Source organism: Pseudomonas sp. TE3911, from assembly GCF_054062775.1.
In genome coordinates, this window is sequence record NZ_JBSSFP010000001.1 from 4,159,683 (window position 1) to 4,178,984 (window position 19,302).

The 19,302-nt window shown below is 58.5% G+C and carries 19 protein-coding genes; 14 read left to right on the forward strand and 5 right to left on the reverse strand.

Features of this window, described 5'->3' with window-relative positions; genetic code table 11:
* Positions 1-21 precede the first annotated feature (21 nt).
* A complete protein-coding gene (locus ACVWXD_RS18900) occupies positions 22-930 on the reverse strand; it encodes a flagellar protein MotY (protein WP_032891785.1) in 909 nt (302 codons plus the stop codon).
* 156 nt (positions 931-1,086) lie between these two features.
* Between ACVWXD_RS18900 and pyrC the strand changes: the two genes are divergently transcribed.
* Both pyrC and rnt read left to right on the forward strand, forming a co-directional pair.
* Complete coding sequence (gene pyrC / locus ACVWXD_RS18905) at positions 1,087-2,133, forward strand: dihydroorotase (protein ID WP_032891786.1); 1,047 nt, start codon at positions 1,087-1,089, stop codon at positions 2,131-2,133.
* Complete coding sequence (gene rnt, locus ACVWXD_RS18910) at positions 2,130-2,801, forward strand: ribonuclease T (protein WP_032891788.1); 672 nt, start codon at positions 2,130-2,132, stop codon at positions 2,799-2,801. The genes pyrC and rnt overlap by 4 nt, the downstream gene beginning before the upstream one ends.
* A gap of 66 nt (positions 2,802-2,867) precedes the next feature.
* Here rnt and ACVWXD_RS18915 read toward each other — a convergent pair whose 3' ends face one another.
* Positions 2,868-3,470, reverse strand: coding sequence for a peroxiredoxin (locus ACVWXD_RS18915; protein WP_003172097.1), 603 nt, complete (start codon positions 3,468-3,470; stop codon positions 2,868-2,870).
* 243 nt (positions 3,471-3,713) lie between these two features.
* On the opposite strand from ACVWXD_RS18915, the gene ACVWXD_RS18920 reads away from it, so the two are divergent.
* Entirely contained in the window at positions 3,714-3,932 is a 219-nt protein-coding gene (locus ACVWXD_RS18920; RefSeq protein ID WP_010564137.1) for a bacterioferritin-associated ferredoxin, read from the forward strand.
* Positions 3,933-4,133: 201 nt separating this feature from the next.
* Entirely contained in the window at positions 4,134-4,604 is a 471-nt protein-coding gene (gene bfr, locus ACVWXD_RS18925; RefSeq protein WP_017526353.1) for a bacterioferritin, read from the forward strand.
* Positions 4,605-4,683: 79 nt separating this feature from the next.
* Here bfr and grxD read toward each other — a convergent pair whose 3' ends face one another.
* Both grxD and ACVWXD_RS18935 read right to left on the reverse strand, forming a co-directional pair.
* The gene (gene grxD, locus ACVWXD_RS18930) at positions 4,684-5,022 is read right to left on the reverse strand and encodes a Grx4 family monothiol glutaredoxin (RefSeq protein ID WP_032891789.1); all 339 of its coding nucleotides are present in this window, start codon (positions 5,020-5,022) and stop codon (positions 4,684-4,686) included.
* Positions 5,023-5,099: 77 nt separating this feature from the next.
* Entirely contained in the window at positions 5,100-7,208 is a 2,109-nt protein-coding gene (locus ACVWXD_RS18935) for a molybdopterin oxidoreductase family protein (RefSeq protein ID WP_457371246.1), read from the reverse strand.
* A 433-nt stretch (positions 7,209-7,641) separates the two neighbouring features.
* Between ACVWXD_RS18935 and argF the strand changes: the two genes are divergently transcribed.
* Entirely contained in the window at positions 7,642-8,562 is a 921-nt protein-coding gene (argF, locus tag ACVWXD_RS18940) for an ornithine carbamoyltransferase (protein ID WP_032891794.1), read from the forward strand.
* On the forward strand, positions 8,559-9,668 hold the full coding sequence (locus tag ACVWXD_RS18945; protein ID WP_099601217.1) for an ABC transporter ATP-binding protein: 1,110 nt from the start codon (positions 8,559-8,561) through the stop codon (positions 9,666-9,668). Before argF ends, ACVWXD_RS18945 begins: the two co-directional genes overlap by 4 nt.
* Positions 9,669-9,803: 135 nt before the next feature.
* Here ACVWXD_RS18945 and ybaK read toward each other — a convergent pair whose 3' ends face one another.
* A complete protein-coding gene (gene ybaK / locus ACVWXD_RS18950) occupies positions 9,804-10,274 on the reverse strand; it encodes a Cys-tRNA(Pro) deacylase (RefSeq protein WP_032891799.1) in 471 nt (156 codons plus the stop codon).
* A 327-nt stretch (positions 10,275-10,601) separates the two neighbouring features.
* Here ybaK and ACVWXD_RS18955 point away from each other — a divergent pair, with 327 nt between their 5' ends.
* The 8 genes from ACVWXD_RS18955 to ACVWXD_RS18990 all read left to right on the forward strand — a co-directional run bounded on the left by ACVWXD_RS18955 (position 10,602) and on the right by ACVWXD_RS18990 (position 19,282).
* Positions 10,602-11,456, forward strand: a complete 855-nt coding sequence (locus ACVWXD_RS18955) for an MIP/aquaporin family protein (RefSeq protein WP_032891800.1) — start codon at positions 10,602-10,604, stop codon at positions 11,454-11,456.
* Between the two features lie 81 nt (positions 11,457-11,537).
* A complete protein-coding gene (glpK, locus tag ACVWXD_RS18960; protein ID WP_032891801.1) occupies positions 11,538-13,043 on the forward strand; it encodes a glycerol kinase GlpK in 1,506 nt (501 codons plus the stop codon).
* Between the two features lie 83 nt (positions 13,044-13,126).
* A complete protein-coding gene (locus ACVWXD_RS18965; RefSeq protein ID WP_032891803.1) occupies positions 13,127-13,882 on the forward strand; it encodes a DeoR/GlpR family transcriptional regulator in 756 nt (251 codons plus the stop codon).
* Positions 13,883-14,160: 278 nt separating this feature from the next.
* Positions 14,161-15,699, forward strand: coding sequence for a glycerol-3-phosphate dehydrogenase (gene glpD, locus ACVWXD_RS18970; RefSeq protein WP_095183948.1), 1,539 nt, complete (start codon positions 14,161-14,163; stop codon positions 15,697-15,699).
* Positions 15,700-16,013: 314 nt separating this feature from the next.
* Positions 16,014-16,940 carry a glutamate/aspartate ABC transporter substrate-binding protein gene (locus tag ACVWXD_RS18975; RefSeq protein ID WP_032891807.1) on the forward strand — a complete coding sequence of 309 codons (927 nt, stop codon included), beginning with the start codon at positions 16,014-16,016 and terminating at the stop codon, positions 16,938-16,940.
* Positions 16,941-17,133: 193 nt separating this feature from the next.
* Positions 17,134-17,880 (forward strand): amino acid ABC transporter permease, encoded by a 747-nt coding sequence (locus ACVWXD_RS18980; RefSeq protein WP_032891809.1) that lies wholly within the window; start codon positions 17,134-17,136, stop codon positions 17,878-17,880.
* Complete coding sequence (locus ACVWXD_RS18985) at positions 17,880-18,551, forward strand: amino acid ABC transporter permease (protein WP_032891811.1); 672 nt, start codon at positions 17,880-17,882, stop codon at positions 18,549-18,551. Before ACVWXD_RS18980 ends, ACVWXD_RS18985 begins: the two co-directional genes overlap by 1 nt.
* Positions 18,548-19,282, forward strand: coding sequence for an amino acid ABC transporter ATP-binding protein (locus ACVWXD_RS18990; protein WP_042560754.1), 735 nt, complete (start codon positions 18,548-18,550; stop codon positions 19,280-19,282). Before ACVWXD_RS18985 ends, ACVWXD_RS18990 begins: the two co-directional genes overlap by 4 nt.
* The last annotated feature ends 20 nt before the right edge of the window (positions 19,283-19,302 follow it).

The following is a 19,302-nucleotide window of genomic DNA, read 5'->3' on the forward strand; positions in this document are numbered from 1 at the left end:
CGAGCGACCGATGGTCGCACGTCAGGAGGTGTGTGCAGGGTTGCTCGGCCCCGCCGCCTGGGGCGCCGGTTTCTCGGGGACAGCCACACGTTCGAGCTGAATATTCACACGGCGGTTGCGGGCCCGGTTGGCGGCATTGGTATTGGGCGCCAAGGGGTAACTTTCGCCATGGAAACGCAGGGTAATCTGGGACTCCTGGATACCATTGGCCTTGAAGTAGTCCATCACCGCCAGCGCGCGGCGGCGTGAAACATCGCGATTGCTCAGGCGATTGCCACTGTTGTCCGAATGGCCATTCAATTCGACATGGTTGACGGTAGGATCCGCTTTCATGAATTCGAGAATCACTGCCAGCTTCTGCTTGGCCGCGGCGTCGAGCTCAATGCCCCCCCCAGGGAAGCCGACTTCAGTCTGCTTGACCTGATCGTAATTCATCGGCAACAACTTGGCCGTGCACAGCTGATAGTCGCTGTAGGCCTTGTTGAATTTCACCGGCAGCAGGCGAATTTCTGAGTAGCCGCCCTCACGCCCATAGTGCCGCACGGTGGGCGAGCGGCCATCGAGCAAACCGTTGAACAGACGCCCAGCCTGGGCTTGAGAGCTGTTGAACAGCACATCACCGCTGCCAGCACGTACGGCACCGAGGTTGATGTCACCCCGACCGGGCTGCCAAGGGGCAGCGGCAGCCAACAAGGTGGCCGATCCTGCGCCCAGCGAGCCGTTATAGGCTTTCAGACGGAACGTCGCCTGCTCACCCGCCCGGCGCACGAACTCACCCGAACCGAAATCGGTGATCGGTTGGGTTAGGCGGCACTCGAACTTGTCGCCCTCTACTTTCCACTCAATATTCTCCAGACGTGTCTGGAACGTGAGGGCCATCGCAGGCAGGCTGGCGAACACACTGAGCAGGGCTAGATAATGCTGGCGCACGGGAGGCTCCACTGGTTTCTACAACACTTCAAAGCGTCATACATCGATAAGGCATACGAAAGGCTATCGGATGCATCCTGCAAAACTTGATAGCGAGTGCCTGCAAGAGTCTTTTCCGGTAGCATTCCCACCAGATTGACCCGCCTGGAATCCCCAATGTCCGACCGCCTGACCCTGCTGCGTCCCGACGACTGGCATATTCATCTTCGCGATGGTGCTGCGTTGCCCCAAACCGTGGCCGATGTAGCGCGTACGTTTGGCCGCGCCATCATCATGCCTAACCTGGTACCACCGGTGCGTAACGCCGCTGAAGCCGATGCCTATCGCCAGCGTATCCTCGCTGCACGACCGGCCGGCAGCCGCTTCGAACCGTTGATGGTGCTCTACCTCACCGACCGCACCCAGCCCGAAGAAATTCGCGAGGCCAAAGCCAGCGGTTATGTGCACGCCGCCAAGCTGTACCCGGCTGGCGCGACCACCAACTCCGACTCCGGCGTGACCAGTATCGACAAGATCCTGCCCGCTATCGAAGCCATGGCCGAAGTGGGCATGCCGCTGCTGATCCACGGTGAAGTTACCCGTGGCGACGTGGACGTGTTCGATCGCGAGAAGATCTTCATCGACGAGCACATGCGCCGCGTGGTCGAGCTATTCCCGACCCTCAAGGTGGTGTTCGAGCACATCACCACGGCCGATGCCGTGCAGTTCGTCACCGAGGCCTCGGCCAACGTAGGCGCAACCATCACCGCCCATCACCTGCTGTACAACCGCAACCACATGCTGGTGGGCGGGATTCGGCCGCACTTCTATTGCCTGCCAATCCTCAAGCGCAATACCCACCAGGTGGCCTTGCTGGATGCCGCGACCAGCGGTAATCCGAAGTTTTTCCTCGGCACCGACTCCGCGCCTCACGCCCAGCACGCCAAGGAAGCCGCGTGCGGCTGTGCCGGTTGCTACACCGCTTATGCCGCCATCGAGCTGTACGCAGAAGCGTTCGAACAACGCAACGCCTTGGACAAACTCGAGGGTTTCGCCAGCCTCAACGGCCCACGTTTCTATGGCCTGCCGGCGAATACCGACCGCATTACCCTGGTCCGTGAAGACTGGACCGCCCCTGCCAGCCTGCCATTTGGCGAGCTGACCGTTATCCCGCTGCGCGCCGGTGAAACACTGCGCTGGCGCCTGCTGGAGGAAAGCAAGTGAGTGAAGACCATTACGATGACGACCAGGAACACGGCGGTGGCGGTTCGCGCCACCCGATGGCCGAACGTTTCCGTGGCTATCTGCCTGTCGTTATCGACGTAGAAACCGGCGGTTTCAATTGCGCCACCGACGCGCTGCTGGAAATTGCCGCGACGACCATCGGCATGGACGAACAGGGCTTTGTGTATCCAGAACACACCCACTTCTTCCGCGTCGAGCCGTTTGAAGGTGCCAACATTGAAGCGGCAGCCCTGGAGTTCACAGGGATCAAGCTTGATCACCCACTGCGCATGGCGGTGAGTGAAGAAGCAGCGCTGACCGATATCTTCCGTGGAGTGCGCAAGGCGTTGAAGGCCAATGGCTGCAAACGCGCGATCCTGGTCGGGCATAACAGCAGCTTCGACCTGGGTTTCCTGAACGCAGCCGTGGCGCGGTTGGACATGAAGCGCAACCCGTTTCACCCGTTCTCCAGCTTCGACACCGCAACCCTTGCCGGCCTCGCCTACGGTCAGACCGTATTGGCCAAAGCCTGCCAGGCCGCCGGTATCGATTTCGACGGTCGCGAAGCCCACTCGGCCCGATACGACACAGAAAAGACAGCTGATCTGTTCTGCGGCATCGTCAACCGCTGGAAGCAGATGGGCGGCTGGGAAGACTTCGGCGACTGAGTTCAAATCCCGCCTATAAAAAAACCGGCCTGTCACAGGCCGGTTTTTTTGTACCTCGATTCTGGCTTACAGCTTGCCAGCGTTCTCGGTCAGGTAAGCCGCAACGCCTTCTGGCGAAGCGTTCATGCCTTTGTCGCCCTTCTTCCAGTTGGCAGGGCACACTTCGCCGTGCTCTTCGTGGAATTGCAGAGCGTCGACCAGGCGAATCAGCTCTTCCATGTTACGGCCCAGCGGCAGGTCGTTGATGATCTGCGAGCGGACAACGCCTTTGTCATCGATCAGGAACGCGCCACGGAAAGCCACGCCGCCTTCGGACTCAACGTCGTAAGCCTTGGCAATGTCGTGCTTCATGTCGGCAGCCATGGTGTATTTGACTTTGCCGATGCCGCCATCGTTGATGGCAGTGTTGCGCCAGGCGTTGTGGGTGAAATGGGAGTCGATGGAAACGGCGACCACTTCAACGTTACGCGCCTTGAAATCGTCCATGCGGTGGTCCAGAGCGATCAGCTCCGAAGGGCAGACGAAAGTGAAGTCCAGCGGGTAGAAGAACACCAGGCCGTATTTGCCTTTAATGGCTTCAGACAGTTTGAAGCTGTCAACGATTTCGCCATTGCCGAGCACGGCAGGTACGTCGAAATCCGGGGCTTGTTTGCCGACGAGTACGCTCATTAGGTATCTCCTGATGTAAGGGTGACGATTGAAGTAAAAGGACCGGCCCTGAGTCTGCCGCATTCAAGCGACAGCCCTGTGACGCAGTCACGCTTCGTAAAGACCGACCATCATACACTGAAAAAACCGTTCGTCAGCGTGAGGGCGGTGCGGGCAAATACCCTACGAATCTACTTTGACAATCATTCTCGTTAACATTAAGATCCATCGCACTTAAGCCTTAACCCCGCGACGGTTCTCCCTATGTATGTGTGCCTCTGTACTGGCGTCACCGACGGACAAATCCGCGAAGCAATCTATGAAGGTTGCTGCAGCTACAAGGAAGTGCGTGAAACCACCGGCGTTGCCAGCCAATGTGGCAAATGTGCCTGCCTCGCCAAGCAAGTGGTACGGGAAACCCTGACGCAGCTGCAGACAGCCCAGGCAGCACTGCCCTACTCAGCAGAATTTACACACGCTTAAATGAGCGTGTTTTAAAGAGCCGGACTTAGTGTCCGGTTTTTTTATGCCTGTAATTCAATTAGTTAGCCCCAAGACGCGGAACACAAACATTCTTATTCCGATTAATTTTCATTTATTATTCAATAACTTAGGTTTGACACTGAGGTTTTCGCCGCTCAAACTCCGCCCTATACACAGCTATTACAGGGCAGGACCCCAGTCATGAAAGGCGACATCTCAGTCATCCAGCAACTCAACAAAATCCTTGCCAATGAACTGGTCGCGATCAATCAGTACTTTCTGCATGCACGCATGTACGACGATTGGGGCCTGGAAAAGCTTGGCAAGCGCGAATACAAAGAATCCATAAAAGCCATGAAGGATGCAGACGCGCTGATCAAGCGCATTCTGTTCCTGGAAGGCCTACCGAACGTCCAGGACCTGGGCAAGCTGAACATCGGCGAGCACACCCAGGAAATGATCGGCAGCGACCTGGGCTTTGAACGCAAGAGCCACAGCGACCTCAAGGCAGCAATCGCTCACTGCGAAGCCCAAGGCGATTTCGGCAGCCGCGAATTGCTGGAAGATATCCTGGAAGATCAGGAAGAACACATCGACTGGCTGGAAACCCAATTGGGCCTGATCGACAAGGTCACCCTGGAAAATTACCTGCAATCGCAGATGGGCGAATAAGCCTTATTGGCTTGCCGGTAAAACCCCACAAAAAAGCCCCGCTCTCTCACGAGAAGCGGGGCTTTTTATTGCAGGCGAATCAAGCGTCAGTCTTGGCCGCCGCATTTGCCGCTGCGTCTTTGATCAGCGTCTGCAACGAACCATCAGCTGCCATTTCAGTGATGATATCGCTACCGCCAACCAGCTCACCGGCTACCCACAGCTGTGGGAAAGTCGGCCAGTTGGCGTACTTCGGCAGGTTGGCGCGGATTTCCGGGTTTTGCAGGATATCCACGTAAGCGAACTTCTCGCCACACTGCATAACAGCCTGGGAAGCCTTCGCGGAGAAACCGCACTGAGGAGCGTTAGGGGCGCCCTTCATGTAAAGCAGAATGGTGTTATTGGCAATCTGCTCTTTGATCGTTTCGATGATATCCATGGAACACCTCGGCTGGAACTTTGCGACTCACAGGTCGGCACGGTGGCGCATTGTAACGCAAAATTCCAGCCGGGTGCTCAGGCCGCTGCTACCTGGACCGGAACGCCATTGAGCGCAGCGTTCCCCGATAGCTCATCCAACTGCCGCTCGTCGGTCAAGTCATTCGCGCTCGCCCCCGGTTGCCCGCTGGCGATGGTCATCTTGACGCCCGGGCGAGCGTGACCCCAGCCATGGGGCAGGCTGACGACCCCGGGCATCATCTCCAGACTGGCCAGCACCTCTACCTCGATCATGCCAATGCGCGAACTCACGCGAACCCGCTGACCATCACTCAGTTGCCGACTGACAAGGTCATCGGGATGCATCAGCAATTGATGTCGGGGCTTGCCCTTCACCAAGCGATGATAATTATGCATCCAGGAATTATTGCTGCGCACATGCCGACGGCCGATCAGCAGCAGTTCGTCAGCCATGGGCAGCGGCTGCGCGGCGAAGCGCGCCAGGTCGGCAAGAATCACAGCAGGCGCGGCCTGAACCTTGCCGTCAGCCGTTTTCAAGCGCGCAGAAAGATTGGGCTGCAACGGCCCCAAATCCACGCCATGGGGGTGATCGGCCAGCATCGCAACCGACAGCTTATGACTCGACGCATCACCATACGCCCCGGCACGCAGTCCGAAGTCGATCATCTTGGCCGGCGGCATCGTCGGTTTAAGCACAACACCGGTCTGCGCCGCAAAGGCGGTGGCCAGACCGACGAAAATTTCCCAGTCATGCAAGGCCCCTTCAGGCTTGGGCAAGATCGCGCGGTTGAAACGGGTGACGTTACGCACCGCAAACATGTTGAAGGTGGTGTCGTAGTGATCGTTTTCCAGGGCCGAGGTGGACGGCAAAATCAGATCGGCGTACCGAGTGGTCTCGTTGATGTAAAGATCGATACTGACCATGAACTCCAACCCATCCAGCGCCTGCTCCAACTGGCGACCGTTAGGGGTCGACAGCACAGGATTGCCCGCTACCGTGACCAATGCGCGAATCTGCCCTTCGCCGTCAGTAAGCATTTCTTCAGCCAGGGCCGACACCGGCAACTCGCCGCCGTACTCCGGACGCCCGGAAACCCGACTTTGCCAGCGGTTGAAATGCCCGCCACCGGTCGACGCTACCAGGTCCACCGCGGGGGTGGTGCACAAGGCGCCGCCAACCCGGTCCAGGTTGCCGGTAACCAGGTTGATCAACTGCACCAACCAATGGCAGAGCGTGCCAAACGCCTGGGTCGACACACCCATACGCCCATAACACACGGCCTTGTCCGCTGCGGCAAAGTCCCGCGCTAATTGGCGGATCTGTTCGGCAGGCACCGCACACTGGCGGCTCATGGCCTCGGCAGTAAAGCCTGCGATAGCACGGCGAACGTCCTCAAGACCGTCTACCGGTAAATGACTGGGGCGTGTCAGGTTTTCGGTAAACAAGGTGTTGAGCACACCGAACAACAGCGCCGCATCCCCACCCGGCCGCACGAATAGGTGTTGATCAGCAATCGCCGCCGTTTCACTGCGCCGAGGGTCTACCACCACCACTTTGCCGCCCCGGGACTGAATGGCCTTAAGGCGCTTCTCCACATCTGGCACGGTCATAATGCTGCCGTTGGAAGCCAGCGGGTTGCCACCCAGGATCAGCATAAAGTCGGTGTGATCGATGTCCGGGATCGGCAGCAGCAGACCATGGCCGTACATCAAGTGGCTGGTGAGGTGATGAGGCAACTGATCCACAGAGGTCGCGGAATACCGATTGCGCGTCTTGAGCAGGCCGAGGAAGTAGTTGCTGTGAGTCATCAGCCCATAGTTGTGCACGCTGGGGTTGCCCTGATACACCGCCACCGCATTCTGCCCGTGCCGGGCCTGGATACCCGACAGCCGCTCGGCGACCAAGGAAAACGCTTCGTCCCACGGGATCGCTCGCCATTCGCTGCCCGTTCGCAACATCGGCTGGTGGAGGCGGTCCGGGTCATTCTGGATATCCTGCAACGCCACCGCCTTTGGGCAGATATGACCACGGCTGAAGGTGTCCAACGCGTCGCCCTTGATCGAGGTAATCGCCAGGCTGCCGTCTTCGGCTTGGGTAGTTTCCAGGGTCAAGCCACAGATGGCTTCACATAGATGGCACGCACGGTGATGGAGAGTCTTGGTCATGGCCAGTCTCTTTATAGGGGCTTTGGTCTGACTATGGGCCGCGACCATGACAGACGCCAGTATCGTTCGTCCTGTGAATCGGCGAGCATTAGGCCAGGCCATGACCAAGCATGAGCAAATGTTACAAAACCCTGTATACAGCCCCGGAAACCGACGCAGCCTGATCCGAGCCCGCCCCCGCGCATTGCAAAAGGTTGCGACGCCAGTGTACAAATGGCCCGCTGCCGTCAGGAAATCGTCTTCAAAAGCGCTCTCGCGCCCTTCTTGAACACCCCTAAAAACGTAGCCCTATTGGTAAGACGCGACATTTAATGTCAATATCGCGCCTTCCCCTATTTCGTCGCCCCGTGCGGCTTTCGCCGCAGGTCTCGCCCGTTGTCACAATAAACAAGGCTTTGAGTATCTGCGGTCTGTTGCAAAAAGGTAGTTAATGATGAGCGCAAGGCACTTTCTCTCCCTGATGGATTGCACGCCCGAAGAGCTGGTCAGCGTGATCCGTCGAGGCATTGAGCTTAAAGACCTGCGTAACCGCGGCGTACTGTTCGAGCCTTTGAAAAACCGCGTCCTCGGCATGATTTTCGAGAAGTCGTCGACCCGCACCCGTGTGTCTTTTGAAGCCGGCATGATCCAACTAGGTGGCCAAGCCATCTTCCTGTCTTCGCGCGACACTCAACTGGGTCGTGGCGAGCCTGTCGCCGACAGCGCCCGCGTCATGTCGCGCATGCTGGATGCGGTGATGATCCGTACCTTTGCCCACAGCACCGTCACCGAATTTTCCGCCAACTCACGAGTTCCGGTGATCAACGGCCTGTCCGATGACCTGCACCCGTGCCAGTTGCTGGCTGACATGCAAACCTTCCTTGAGCACCGTGGCTCCATCCAAGGCAAGACCGTGGCCTGGATCGGTGACGGCAACAACATGTGCAACAGCTATATAGAAGCGGCGATCCAATTCGACTTCCAACTGCGCATTGCTTGCCCGCAAGGCTACGAGCCTGACGCGCGCTTCCTGGCACAGGCCGGCGATCGCGTCACCCTGGTGCGTGACCCACGTGACGCCGTGCTGGGCGCGCACCTCGTCAGCACCGACGTCTGGACCTCCATGGGCCAGGAAGACGAAACCGCCCAGCGCCTGGCCCTGTTCGCGCCGTACCAGGTAAATCGGGCCCTGCTCGACCTGGCTGCACCGGATGTGCTGTTCATGCACTGCCTGCCCGCTCACCGCGGCGAAGAAATTAGCCTCGACCTGCTTGACGATGAGCGCTCGGTCGCCTGGGACCAGGCCGAAAACCGCCTGCACGCTCAGAAGGCTCTGCTCGAATTCCTCGTCCCGCCTTCGTACCACCACGCATGAGCCAGCCACTTCTGCTGAACCTGCGCAATCTGGCATGCGGCTATCAAGATCAACGGGTGGTGCAGAACCTCAATCTGCACCTGAACGCGGGCGATATCGGCTGCCTGCTCGGCTCATCAGGCTGCGGTAAAACCACCACTCTGCGCGCGATTGCCGGTTTTGAGCCGGTGCATGAAGGCGAAATCAGCCTGGCAGGAGAAGTGATCTCCAGTGCCGGTTTCACCCTGGCACCGGAGAAGCGTCGCATCGGCATGGTGTTCCAGGACTACGCGCTGTTTCCCCACCTCAGCGTGGCCGACAACATCGCGTTCGGCATCCGCAAGCATCCACAAAAGGATCGCGTGGTTACCGAGTTGCTGGAACTGGTAAACCTGAAGAATCTGGGCAAGCGCTTCCCTCACGAACTGTCCGGCGGCCAGCAGCAACGTGTCGCCCTCGCCCGCGCCCTGGCGCCGGAGCCGCAACTGTTGCTGCTGGACGAACCCTTCTCCAACCTTGATGGCGAACTGCGGCGCAAGCTCAGCCATGAGGTGCGCGACATTCTAAAGGCGCGCGGCACCAGTGCGATCCTGGTCACCCATGACCAGGAAGAAGCGTTTGCCGTGAGTGATCAGGTCGGCGTCTTCAAGGAGGGCCGTCTGGAGCAGTGGGACACGCCCTACAACCTCTATCACGAACCTCAGACACCCTACGTCGCCAGCTTTATCGGCCAGGGTTATTTCATTCGTGGTCAGTTGAGCTCGCCCGAGTCCGTCAGCACCGAACTGGGTGACCTGCGCGGCAATCGCGCCTACACCTGGCCGACCGGTGGTGCGGTGGATGTGTTGCTACGCCCGGATGACATCGTCTACGCGCCGGACAGTGCATTGAAAGCCCGGATCGTCGGTAAGACGTTCCTCGGTGCATCCACCTTGTACCGTCTGCAGTTGCCGACCGGCGCGCAACTGGAATCGATTTTCCCCAGTCATGCCGACCATCAGGTGGGGTCGGATGTGGGGATTCGTGTAGCCGCTGAGCATCTGGTGCTGTTTCAGGCTTCGGGCAGCACCGCGGCGCAGATCCCTCGATCCGAGTCGGGCGTACGGCGCTACAACCCGGCACACTGAGTATTTGAAGAATACTGGTCATCATGTGGGAGGGAGCTTGCTCCCGATGGCAGTGGGTCAGCTGTAGATACACCGGCTGACCTACAGCGATAGTGAGCAAGCGCCCTCCCACATGGGTTCTCCAGGCGCCTGGGATTACGCCCGACCAATTTCTGCGAATATGGCCTGGGTGTGCTCCGCCAGCACCGCTGCCGACAACTCCACTTCCAAACCCCGTCTCCCCGCACTGACAAAAATCGTCGTGAACGGCTGCGCCGTCACATCGATAAACGTGCGCAAACGCTTCTTCTGCCCCAACGGACTGATGCCACCTAAAAGATAACCGGTAGAACGCTGCGCCGCGGCGGGGTCGGCCATTTCTACTTTTTTCACCCCCGCCGCGTGCGCCAGGGCTTTCAAGTCCAGACTTCCGACGACCGGCACCACAGCCACCAACAATTCGCCTTTTTCGCTGCTGGCCAACAAGGTCTTGAACACCTGCGCCGGGTCGAGGCTCAACTTTTCTGCGGCCTCCAGGCCATATGAGGCGGCCTTGGGATCGTGTTCATAACTGTGGATGCGATGTTCGGCGCGAACTTTTTTCAACAAATCCAATGCGGGGGTCATGGCGTCTCCGGCGGTGGCAAACAGGTGGCCAATTCTAGGCCAAGCCCGCGTAAAACGCTCTAATGCGCACCTCTCTTCAAACCATACTCCGTAGGGCAAGCATGATCATTCATCAAACCCATAGTTCGAAAGTGACTGACCGTTCACTTTCGACCTTTGACAGCGGTCATTCTTGTCTATATTTTTTCGCTTACGAACACTGTAGTAATACACCTACAGTATTCCAGCAGTAAGCCGTGCCTTGGATGGGGATCCTCGTCACGGTGAAAATCGCGCCACCGCCCGTTGAGGCAGTGCGCCAGACAAGAACAACAATTGAGGTTTTCCATGACAACTGCTCTTCAACAGCCTTCACTTTCGAGCCAATGCATGGCCGAGTTCCTGGGGACTGCGCTTCTGATCTTCTTCGGTACAGGATGTGTCGCTGCCCTCAAGGTCGCGGGTGCCAGCTTTGGGTTATGGGAAATCAGCATCATCTGGGGTATCGGCGTCAGCATGGCGATCTACCTGAGCGCCGGTATTTCCGGGGCTCACCTCAACCCAGCCGTCAGCATCGCCCTGTGCCTTTTCGCCGATTTCGAAAAGCGCAAACTGCCCTTCTACATCCTCGCCCAAGTGGCCGGCGCATTCTGCTCAGCGGCGCTGGTGTACACGCTCTATAGCAATCTGTTTTTCGATTACGAACAAACCCATCATCTGGTACGCGGCACTCAAGCCAGCCTGGAATTGGCGTCGGTGTTCTCCACCTACCCTCATGCCCTGCTGAGCACTGCACAGGCTTTCCTGGTGGAAATGGTCATTACGGCGATTCTGATGGGCGTGATCATGGCCCTGACCGATGACAATAACGGCCTGCCACGCGGCCCGTTGGCGCCACTGCTGATCGGCCTGCTGATTGCGGTAATTGGCAGCGCCATGGGCCCGTTGACCGGCTTTGCGATGAACCCGGCACGGGATTTCGGGCCCAAGCTGATGACCTTTTTCGCTGGTTGGGGTGAAATGGCCTTCACTGGCGGCCGCGATATTCCTTACTTCCTGGTGCCGATTTTCGCGCCGATTGTCGGCGCATGCCTGGGTGCTGCGGCCTATCGCGGGCTGATTGCCCGTCATCTGCCGAGCGCCGCACCTGCTGTCGCCGAAACCCAAGACACCGCCGTCACTGGCGAAACCCGTATTTCCTGATAATACCGCCTGGTCCCTACTGCCCTTCTAGTGGCCCAGGCTGTTGATCCACTCCCTTATTTCTCGTCCAAGGCAATCGACATGACCGACATTCAGAATAAGAACTACATCATTGCCCTTGATCAGGGCACCACCAGTTCCCGGGCAATCATCTTCGATCGTGACGCCAACGTGGTCTGCACCGCCCAGCGTGAGTTCACTCAGCACTACCCACAGCCAGGGTGGGTTGAACATGACCCGATGGAAATCTTCGCTACCCAGAGCGCGGTGATGGTCGAAGCCCTGGCACAAGCCGGCCTGCACCACGACCAGGTCGCCGCCATCGGTATCACCAACCAGCGTGAAACCACCGTAGTGTGGGACAAAATCACCGGCCGCCCGATCTACAACGCCATCGTGTGGCAGTGCCGCCGCAGCACCGAGATCTGCCAGCAGCTCAAGCGTGATGGCCACGAGCAATACATCAACGACACCACCGGCCTGGTCACCGACCCGTACTTTTCCGGTACCAAGCTCAAGTGGATCCTCGATAACGTCGAAGGCAGCCGTGAGCGCGCGCGCAACGGCGAACTGCTGTTCGGCACCGTGGACAGCTGGCTGATTTGGAAATTTACCGGCGGCAAAACCCACGTCACCGATTACACCAACGCCTCGCGCACCATGCTCTTCAACATCCACACCTTGGAGTGGGATGCGAAGATGCTGGAGATCCTCGACGTTCCTCGCGAAATGCTGCCGGAAGTGAAGTCCTCTTCGGAGATCTACGGCCGCACCAAGAGCGGCATCGCCATCGGCGGTATCGCCGGTGACCAGCAAGCGGCGCTGTTCGGCCAGATGTGCGTGGAAGCCGGCCAGGCCAAGAACACCTACGGCACCGGCTGCTTCTTGCTGATGAACACCGGCGACAAAGCGGTGAAATCCAAGCACGGCATGCTCACCACCATCGCCTGCGGCCCGCGTGGCGAAGTGGCCTACGCACTCGAAGGCGCGGTCTTCAACGGCGGCTCCACTGTGCAGTGGCTGCGTGACGAGTTGAAGATCATCGCCGACGCCACCGACACCGAATACTTCGCCGGCAAGGTCAAGGACAGCAATGGCGTGTACCTGGTCCCCGCCTTCACCGGCCTGGGCGCTCCGTACTGGGACCCCTACGCCCGTGGCGCACTGTTCGGCCTGACCCGTGGCGTACGCGTGGATCACATTATTCGTGCAGCCCTGGAGTCGATTGCCTACCAAACCCGTGACGTTCTCGATGCCATGCAGCAGGACTCCGGCGAACGCCTCAAGGCCCTGCGTGTGGACGGCGGCGCGGTAGCCAACAACTTCCTGATGCAGTTCCAGGCCGATATCCTCGGCACCCAGGTCGAGCGCCCGCAAATGCGCGAGACCACGGCATTGGGCGCCGCCTATCTGGCCGGCCTGGCCTGTGGATTCTGGGGCAGCCTGGACGAGTTGCGAGGCAAGGCAGTGATCGAGCGCGAATTCGAACCACAGCTCGATGAAGCAGCCAAAGAAAAACTCTACGCTGGCTGGCAAAAAGCTGTCAGCCGCACCCGCGACTGGGAACCGCACGAAGGCGCCGAATAAGCCAAGCTCCGGTTGTAACTGGCCGGGAGCGGATTCCTGCGTCATCATGGGCCACTTTTGTATGGCAGCCCAAAGGACGCCCCATGAATCTGCCTCCCCGCCAACAACAAATCCTCGAACTGGTCCGCGAGCGCGGCTACGTCAGTATCGAGGAAATGGCGCAGCTATTTGTTGTCACCCCGCAAACCATCCGCCGCGATATCAATCAGCTGGCGGACGCCAATTTGCTGCGCCGCTACCACGGCGGCGCGGCCTATGACTCCAGTGTCGAAAACACCGCGTACGCCATGCGTGCCGACCAGATGCGCGACGAGAAACAGCGCATCGGCGAGGCCATTGCCGCGCAAATCCCCGACCACGCCTCGCTGTTCATCAATATCGGCACCACCACCGAGTCAATCGCCCGTGCGCTGCTGAATCACAACCACCTGAAAATCATCACCAACAACCTCAACGTCGCCACCATGCTCAGTGCCAAGGATGACTTTGACGTGCTGCTGACCGGCGGCAACGTGCGGCGTGACGGCGGTGTGGTGGGCCAGGCCAGCGTGGACTTCATCAACCAGTTCAAGGTCGACTTTGCCTTGGTGGGTATTAGCGGCATTGATGAAGATGGCAGCTTGTTGGATTTCGATTACCAGGAAGTCAGGGTTTCCCAGGCGATCATCGCCAATGCCCGCAAAGTGATCCTGGCGGCGGACTCGAGCAAATTTGGGCGCAATGCCATGATTCGTTTAGGGCCGATCAGCCTGGTGGACTGCCTGGTGACGGATCAGCAGCCGGTGCCGGCGCTGGTGCAGTTGCTGAATGACCATAAGGTTCGCCTGGAAGTCGTATAGCGTCTGCACTGACGTCATCGGGGGCAAGCCCCCTCCCACCCTTCGAGCTGTGAATACGCTCGAATGTGGGAAGGGGCTTACTCCCACAATGGCGCGCCATCACACACCCTTTTCCTCAAGCCTTTCCAAGGCTCATGTTCACAATTCTTCCTTTCCCCACCCTTTGATGAGTTTTTTCAATCAAAGTCGAGTGGCTGTGCGCGCGTTTATCAGCTACCATTTTCGCAAATGAACATTAATGTTCGAATTCCAAGACGAAAAAATCGCGAGGCCAGCCGATGAACCCTTCCACCTTGCCTGCATCACCGCTTGCCGAAGTCTATGACGTTGCCGTAATCGGTGGCGGGATCAACGGCGTCGGCATTGCAGCAGACGCAGCCGGTCGCGGTTTGTCAGTATTCCTTTGCGAAAAGGACGACCTGGCCAGCCACACCTCCTCCGCCAGCAGCAAGCTGATCCACGGCGGCCTGCGCTACCTCGAACATTACGAGTTCCGCTTGGTGCGTGAAGCATTGGCCGAACGCGAAGTGCTGCTGGCCAAGGCCCCGCACATCGTCAAGCAGATGCGTTTTGTATTGCCGCACCGCCCGCACCTGCGCCCGGCGTGGATGATCCGCGCAGGTCTGTTCCTGTATGACCACTTGGGCAAACGCGAAAAGCTCGCCGGTTCCAAAAGCCTCAAGTTTGGCGCTGACAGCCCGCTGAAAAGCGAAATCACCAAGGGTTTCGAATACTCCGACTGCTGGGTCGATGACGCCCGCCTGGTGGTGCTCAACGCCATGGCCGCTCGCGAAAAAGGCGCGCACATTCACACCCAGACCCGCTGCATCAGCGCGCACCGCAGCAACGGTATGTGGGATATGAACATGGAACGCGCCGACGGCAGCCTGTTCTCGATCCGCGCCCGCGCTTTGGTGAATGCCGCCGGCCCGTGGGTCGCCAAGTTCATCAAGGAAGACCTGAAGCTGGATTCGCCCTACGGCATCCGCTTAATCCAGGGCAGCCACCTGATCGTGCCGAAACTGTACGAAGGCGCCCACGCGCACATCCTGCAGAATGAAGACCAGCGCATCGTCTTCACCATTCCGTACCTGAACCACCTGACCATCATCGGCACCACCGACCGCGAATACACCGGCGATCCGGCGAAAGTGGCGATCACCGAAGGTGAAACCGACTACATGCTCAACGTGGTAAACGCGCACTTCAAGAAACAACTGAGCCGCGATGACATCGTCCACACCTACTCCGGCGTACGACCGCTGTGCAACGACGAGTCGGATAACCCATCAGCGATCACCCGCGATTACACCCTGTCGGTGTCGGGCGGCGCAGGCGAGGCACCGATTCTGTCGGTGTTCGGCGGCAAGCTGACCACCTATCGCAAGCTCGCCGAGTCGGCGATGGCGCAATTGGCCCCGTATTTCACCCAAATGCGCCCAAGCTGGACCGCCAAGGCCAGCCTGCCGGGTGGCGAAGACATGACCTCACCAGAAGCCCTGGCCGAAGCCATTCGCCACAAATTCGACTGGGTGCCGAGCGAAATCGCACGCCGTTGGTCCACCACCTATGGCAGCCGCACATGGCGCCTGCTGGAAGGCGTGCAATCGCTGGCCGACCTGGGCGACCACTTGGGTGGTGGCCTGTATACCCGAGAAGTCGACTACCTGTGCGCCGAAGAATGGGTGACCCAACCTCAGGACGTGCTGTGGCGCCGTACCAAGCTTGGCCTGTTCACCACACCGGAAGAACAGGACAACCTGCAACGTTACCTGTCCCAAGTTGAGCAGAACCGCAGCAAGACTCAGGCGGCCTGACAGACTCTTCATACAAATGCCCCTGCGCCGCGAGGCCCAGGGGCTTTTTTATGCGCGCCAGGTCATTCGGTTTTCCGAACGCAACACTCCAAGCTATTCGGTTTGCCGGACCGTACAGTTACATATTTACCGTCACACAAAGTTAATCATCATATAAATCATACGGTTAGCCATTTAGCCCTGGCCTGGCACGACTCATGCTCTACACTCTTGGACGATTGCCTGGGACGCCTCAGGAGCCGTCACGGGCATTCGCTGTACAAGAGAGCCGTCTAACTGGCTTCATAAAAAAAACAAATGTCGAGGAAGTATTGATGCGCATCGTTCCCCATATCCTGGGCGCAGCTATCGCTGCTGCTCTGATCAGCACTCCAGTTTTTGCCGCCGAACTCACCGGCACACTGAAGAAAATCAACGACTCCGGCACCATCACCCTCGCGCACCGCGACAGCTCCATTCCGTTTTCCTACATCGCGGATGGTTCGGGCAAACCGGTTGGCTACTCCCACGACATCCAAGTAGCTGTCGTCGAGCAACTGAAAAAAGACCTGAACAAGCCCGACCTGAAGACCAAGTACAACCTGGTCACCTCGCAAACTCGTATTCCGCTGATCCAGAACGGCACTGCGGACCTTGAGTGCGGCTCCACCACCAACAATGCCGAGCGCGCTCAGCAAGTCGACTTCACCGTCAACATCTTCGAAATCGGCACCCGCCTACTGGTCAAGAAAGACAAGGACGGCAAGCCGTCTTACGCCGACTTTGCCGACCTGAAAGGCAAGAACGTCGTGACCACCGCTGGCACCACGTCCGAGCGCATCATCAAAGCGATGAACGCTGACAAGCAGATGGGCATGAACGTCATTTCCGCCAAAGACCACGGCGAATCCTTCCAAATGCTCGAAAGCGGCCGCGCCGTTGCGTTCATGATGGATGACGCCCTGCTGGCCGGCGAAGAAGCCAAGGCGAAGAAGCCGGATGATTGGGTAATCACCGGTACTCCACAGTCCTTCGAAGCCTACGCCTGCATGGTTCGCAAAGGCGATCCAGACTTCAAGAAAGCCGTAGATGGCGCCATCACCGCCCTGTACAAATCCGGTGAAATCAACAAGATCTACAGCAAATGGTTCGAGAGCCCGATTCCACCTAAAGGCCTGAACCTGAACTTCCCAATGAGTGACAAGGTTAAAGAGCTGATCGCCAACCCAAGCGACAAGCCAGCGCCTGACGTAAAAATCTGACACTGATCTAACCTTATCTCCTGAGGGAGCAACCCTCCCTCAGGCGTCTGTAATTACCTGCTGGATTTAACTTGGAACACTCGACCTGGCGGTTTTCGAGCCGATCGTGTGTGCCTGGCGTTCATCGCCAGGAGGGAATGGATTTTCCCCAAGCGGGTGCTTGTACATCGATCGATCTCGAGGGGAGACCCTAATGAATTACAACTGGGACTGGGGCGTGTTCTTCAAGTCCACCGGCGTGGGCAGCGAGACTTATCTCGACTGGTACATCGCCGGCTTGGGCTGGACCATTGCCATCGCTGTCGTGGCATGGATTATCGCCTTGCTGCTGGGCTCCATTCTGGGGGTCATGCGCACTGTGCCAAACCGCCTCGTATCGGGCATCGCGACCTGCTACGTGGAACTGTTTCGTAACGTGCCGCTGCTGGTTCAGCTGTTCATCTGGTATTTCCTGATACCCGACCTGCTGCCGCAAAACCTGCAGGACTGGTACAAACAAGACCTGAACCCGACCACCTCGGCCTACCTGAGCGTCGTCGTGTGCCTTGGCCTGTTCACTGCCGCCCGCGTGTGTGAGCAAGTGCGCACCGGCATCCAGGCTTTACCACGTGGCCAGGAATCCGCTGCGCGCGCCATGGGCTTCAAGCTGCCGCAGATCTACTGGAACGTGCTGCTGCCGCAGGCCTACCGCATCATCATTCCGCCGCTTACCTCGGAATTCCTCAACGTGTTCAAGAACTCCTCCGTGGCGTCCTTGATCGGCTTGATGGAACTGCTGGCACAAACCAAGCAGACCGCCGAGTTCTCGGCCAACCTGTTTGAAGCCTTCACCCTGGCCACGCTGATCTACTTCACCCTGAACATGAGCCTGATGCTGCTGATGCGCGTGGTCGAGAAGAAAGTCGCAGTGCCCGGCCTGATCTCCGTGGGGGGTAAATAATGGAACTCGATTTCAGCGGCATCATCCCCGCGATCCCAGGCCTGTGGAACGGCATGGTCATGACCTTGCAATTGATGGTCATGGGCGTGATCGGCGGTATCGCCCTGGGCACGATCCTGGCGCTGATGCGCCTGTCGTCCAGCAAACTGCTGTCGCGCCTGGCCGGCGCCTATGTGAACTATTTCCGTTCGATCCCGTTGCTGTTGGTGATCACCTGGTTCTACTTGGCCGTACCGTTCGTACTGCGCTGGATCACCGGCGAAGACACACCCATCGGAGCGTTCACCTCCTGCGTCGTGGCCTTCATGATGTTCGAAGCCGCGTACTTCTGTGAGATCGTGCGGGCCGGCGTGCAGTCGATTCCCAAGGGCCAGATGGGCGCAGCGCAAGCGATGGGCATGACCTATGGCCAGACCATGCGTCTGATCATCCTGCCCCAGGCGTTCCGCAAGATGACCCCGTTGCTGCTGCAACAGAGCATCATCCTGTTCCAGGACACCTCGCTGGTCTACACCGTGGGCCTGGTGGACTTCCTCAACTCCGCCCGCTCCAACGGCGACATCATCGGCCGCTCCAATGAGTTCCTGATCTTTGCCGGTGTCGTCTACTTCATCATCAGCTTTTCCGCCTCGCTGCTGGTCAAGCGTCTGCAAAAAAGGTTTGCCGTATGATCTCTATCAAGAACATCAACAAGTGGTATGGCGACTTCCAGGTGCTGACCGATTGCAGCACCGAGGTCAAAAAAGGCGAAGTGATCGTGGTGTGCGGGCCTTCGGGCTCGGGTAAATCCACCCTGATCAAATGCGTCAACGCGCTGGAACCGTTCCAGAAAGGCGACATCGTGGTCGACGGCACCTCCATCGCCGACCCGAAGACCAACTTGCCGAAACTGCGCTCGCGCGTGGGCATGGTGTTCCAGCACTTCGAACTGTTCCCGCACCTGACCATCACCGAAAACCTGACCATCGCACAGATCAAGGTGCTCGGCCGCAGCAAGGAAGAAGCCACCAAGAAAGGCCTGCAACTGCTGGAGCGCGTCGGCCTGTCGGCGCACGCCCACAAGCACCCTGGCCAACTCTCTGGCGGCCAACAACAACGTGTGGCGATTGCCCGCGCCCTGGCCATGGACCCGATCGTCATGCTGTTCGACGAACCGACCTCGGCCCTGGACCCGGAAATGGTCAACGAAGTGCTGGACGTGATGGTGCAATTGGCCCAGGAAGGCATGACCATGATGTGCGTAACCCACGAAATGGGCTTTGCCCGTAAAGTGGCCGACCGCGTGATCTTCATGGACGCCGGCAAGATCATCGAAGACTGCCCGAAAGAAGAATTCTTCGGCGACATCAGCGCCCGCTCCGAGCGTGCGCAGCACTTCCTTGAGAAAATCCTGCAGCACTAAGCACTACATAGCTCCTGCTG

What these genes read in the sequence shown, in the direction of transcription:
- ACVWXD_RS18990 (WP_042560754.1), top strand. Translation starts at nt 18,548, where the DNA reads ATGATCTCTATCAAGAACATCAACAAGTGGTATGGCGACTTCCAGGTG.
- argF (WP_032891794.1), top strand. Translation starts at nt 7,642, where the DNA reads ATGAGCGCAAGGCACTTTCTCTCCCTGATGGATTGCACGCCCGAAGAG.
- glpD (WP_095183948.1), top strand. Translation starts at nt 14,161, where the DNA reads ATGAACCCTTCCACCTTGCCTGCATCACCGCTTGCCGAAGTCTATGAC.
- pyrC (WP_032891786.1), top strand. Translation starts at nt 1,087, where the DNA reads ATGTCCGACCGCCTGACCCTGCTGCGTCCCGACGACTGGCATATTCAT.
- ACVWXD_RS18965 (WP_032891803.1), top strand. Translation starts at nt 13,127, where the DNA reads ATGAATCTGCCTCCCCGCCAACAACAAATCCTCGAACTGGTCCGCGAG.
- ACVWXD_RS18955 (WP_032891800.1), top strand. Translation starts at nt 10,602, where the DNA reads ATGACAACTGCTCTTCAACAGCCTTCACTTTCGAGCCAATGCATGGCC.
- ybaK (WP_032891799.1), bottom strand. Translation starts at nt 10,274, where the DNA reads ATGACCCCCGCATTGGATTTGTTGAAAAAAGTTCGCGCCGAACATCGC.
- bfr (WP_017526353.1), top strand. Translation starts at nt 4,134, where the DNA reads ATGAAAGGCGACATCTCAGTCATCCAGCAACTCAACAAAATCCTTGCC.
- ACVWXD_RS18975 (WP_032891807.1), top strand. Translation starts at nt 16,014, where the DNA reads ATGCGCATCGTTCCCCATATCCTGGGCGCAGCTATCGCTGCTGCTCTG.
- glpK (WP_032891801.1), top strand. Translation starts at nt 11,538, where the DNA reads ATGACCGACATTCAGAATAAGAACTACATCATTGCCCTTGATCAGGGC.
- ACVWXD_RS18915 (WP_003172097.1), bottom strand. Translation starts at nt 3,470, where the DNA reads ATGAGCGTACTCGTCGGCAAACAAGCCCCGGATTTCGACGTACCTGCC.
- grxD (WP_032891789.1), bottom strand. Translation starts at nt 5,022, where the DNA reads ATGGATATCATCGAAACGATCAAAGAGCAGATTGCCAATAACACCATT.
- ACVWXD_RS18945 (WP_099601217.1), top strand. Translation starts at nt 8,559, where the DNA reads ATGAGCCAGCCACTTCTGCTGAACCTGCGCAATCTGGCATGCGGCTAT.
- ACVWXD_RS18935 (WP_457371246.1), bottom strand. Translation starts at nt 7,208, where the DNA reads ATGACCAAGACTCTCCATCACCGTGCGTGCCATCTATGTGAAGCCATC.
- ACVWXD_RS18985 (WP_032891811.1), top strand. Translation starts at nt 17,880, where the DNA reads ATGGAACTCGATTTCAGCGGCATCATCCCCGCGATCCCAGGCCTGTGG.
- ACVWXD_RS18980 (WP_032891809.1), top strand. Translation starts at nt 17,134, where the DNA reads ATGAATTACAACTGGGACTGGGGCGTGTTCTTCAAGTCCACCGGCGTG.
- ACVWXD_RS18920 (WP_010564137.1), top strand. Translation starts at nt 3,714, where the DNA reads ATGTATGTGTGCCTCTGTACTGGCGTCACCGACGGACAAATCCGCGAA.